Raw genomic sequence first — 2,148 nt, forward strand, 5'->3', positions numbered from 1 at the left:
GCGCGTCCGCTGCGGTGGTTTTGCTTGCGTGGCTCTGGAGCGCGTTTCGCCCATACGGCGTATCCGGTTTCGATTGTCCCGCGCATCCACCGGGTTATCCATTTAACCGAATTTAAAGAATGTTGGAGCAGCTATGCCAAAAATGAGCAAGATCAGCGTCGCTATTTTTCTTGCCATTGGCGCGCTGTGCCAACAGGGTGCGTTCGCGCGTGCGGAGGTGGCCGGCTCGGGGGCGGACCTGTTCGAGCAGGCGGAGCAGCTTCCGGCGGATTTTCTCGAGCAACTGTTCGATTCGCCGCTGATTGTGCGCATCGATTTTGACGGTCATTCGGCAGGTGAGGGCACCATCACGTTGAGTCGGGATGGAAAGGTTCAGTTGGTGGCGCTCTCGGATGAGCAGCACGGCGGCATCGACCAGGGCGATCGCGCGCTGATCGAAAAATTTCTGCGTGAGCCGCGTGCGCTTGGCGCCTGCGCGACCAACTGCGATGGCGTGCTCGCGCTTCACTACAACCTCCAGGACTCCGTTTTATCGATCGTGACGCGCCGCGCGGAACAGGATGGTGAGCAGAAGAAATATCACCCGCTGCCGGCCAGCGGAAGCACTGGCCTGATTACGTACAACTACCTGAATCTGACGGGTGGCCAGGGCCGTGAAATCGGCGGACGGTATGCGTTCGACGCCATCGGCAGCGTGGGAAACTGGTCGATCACGAGCGGACTGCAGGCGACGCAGAACCGCGGCATGCGGCGAGCCAGCGAGATTGAATACTCGGTGCCCCGGCTGTACGCGCAGCGCGAGTTCGAGGGCAAATTTGCGCGCGCGGGCTTCTTTACGCCGGACCTGGCAACGGGTATTCGGCCTCCGCGCATGCCAGGCGGAGGCGCGGCGACGACGCTTGGGGTGATGTTTGGTACGTCCGAAGCACGCGAGGTTGAAGGCGCGCGCCCGAGCCTCTATCCCGTTTATGTGACCGCGAATCGCCAGGGCATGGTGGAAATCTACCGCAATGGCGCATTGATCCACAGCCAATCGGTGCAACCGGGGCTGCAGGTGGTCGATACGCGCCCGCTGCCCAGCGGCATTTATGAAGTGGAGATCCGGCTTGTCGAGGATGGTCAGGTTGCGTCCACGCAGAACGAGCTTATCTACAAACCCGCGGCATGGAGCGATCCTACACAACGGTGGAAGTACGCATTCTTTGCTGGACAGGAACGCAACCTGATCGGCGAGGATCGCTCGCACGCGTTCACCGCGGGTGGCGCGATCAACTACCTCGCCCATCCGCGGGTCGTGCTCGGTGCGTCGGCGCAGCATGTGGCCGACGCCAACGTATTCGGCGCGTCGCTTGACTGGCAGTTTACCGACCGTGCGCGAACCTACTGGAATGTGTACCACTCGTCGAAGCACGGAGTGGGCGGCGATGTGCAGATCCTGATGCCGTACCGGGACGGGAGCGTATCGCTGAGCCACAGCCAGCGCTGGCAACGCAACGACCGGCGCCAGCGGAATGCGCGCGCGAGTGTGCGCAGCGGCAAGGTGCATGACTCGGCGATCACGTGGAGCCATCGCTTCACGCCGCAAACGAGCATCATGTCGCGCGCTTCATACGCCAGCGGCGCGACGAACGGCCTGGGTGTCGATTTGTCGGTTTCGCATCGACATAGCCTGTTCGGCAACGATCTCACCTGGCGTTTGTCCGGCTTCGATCGTCCCACCGGGACGTTGGCGAGAACCCGCAACCGAGGCGTCGATCTTGGCTTGAGTATTGCGCTCGGCAAGGAAAAGCGCAGTTACAACGTGAACCTCGGAACGCGAAGCGGCTCGGATGGCCAGCGTGATCAGTATGCGTCGCTGGGCGTACGACAGGAGCTCGACGCCGGCTTCTTCAAGTCGGTGGGGGCCAACGGAACCGTCGACCGGTATGGCTTGAGCGTGGGTGCCACCACGCAGTTCGAACATTCGGTGGCGCGCGGCGATGCGTTCCTCCAGCGCTCGTCCAAGGAAGGGGGCATTGCCGGCGGGATGAACCTGTTCAGTACCGTTGGCACGAACGGCAAGTCCGCTGCCGTATCCGGCAAAAGCAACGCCTTCAATGGCGAGTCCGCGGTGATTGTGGACCTGGCATCCGATTTCGAGGAGGTCAA

Annotated in this window: 1 protein-coding gene; it reads left to right on the forward strand. The window is 62.0% G+C overall.

Translation table 11 applies throughout. The annotated features are described in order from the left end of the window. Positions 1-142: 142 nt before the first annotated feature. Positions 143-2,148 (forward strand): TcfC E-set like domain-containing protein (locus JMF90_RS34495; RefSeq protein WP_201326109.1); only part of this gene is annotated, 2,006 nt, incomplete at its 3' end.

Source organism: Burkholderia sp. E168m23, assembly GCF_016586125.1.
GTDB lineage: Bacteria > Pseudomonadota > Gammaproteobacteria > Burkholderiales > Burkholderiaceae > Burkholderia > Burkholderia orbicola.